Genomic DNA, 462 nt, shown 5'->3' on the forward strand with positions numbered 1-462 from the left:
CTTGGACGCGCCGTCGAGGCTGAACGGAACGTCCTCGGCATCACCCAGCCCCCAGATGTTGACCGTCTGCCCGCCCTGCTTGGACGACCCGCCCATGCTCACGCCCGGCAGCGTCTGCAGCAGGCTGGGAATGTTCTCCGCCTGCTGACGCTCGATCTCCTTGCGCGTCAGCGTCGAGCGCCCGACGCTGGCCGAGTCGACCTGGCGACCGTCGCCCACGATGCTGACGGAGCCCAGTTCGATGGCGTTGGCCTCGGTCGTCGAGACCGGCATGCGGCGCACCACGAAACTCCCCGCCGCCTCCACCAGCTCCAGGCCGCTGCCGCGCAGCAACTGCCGCAGCGCCTCGACGGGTTCGTAGCGCCCGCGCAGCGCGGGCCCCTGCAGCCCCTGGACCTGATCGCTCTCGAAGAAGATCTGCAGCTGCCCTTGCCGGGCCAGGGCCGTCAGCGCGCTGCCCAG

Annotated in this window: 1 protein-coding gene; it reads right to left on the reverse strand. The window is 70.8% G+C overall.

What is annotated here, in order from left to right; all coding sequences use genetic code 11:
* Positions 1-462, reverse strand: a 462-nt coding sequence (locus tag J0A65_RS25770; RefSeq protein ID WP_206597051.1) for an STN domain-containing protein, incomplete at both ends; no start/stop codon positions are given.

Origin of the sequence: Bowmanella yangjiangensis, assembly GCF_017255015.1 — a bacterium.
Classification (GTDB): domain Bacteria; phylum Pseudomonadota; class Gammaproteobacteria; order Enterobacterales; family Alteromonadaceae; genus Bowmanella; species Bowmanella yangjiangensis.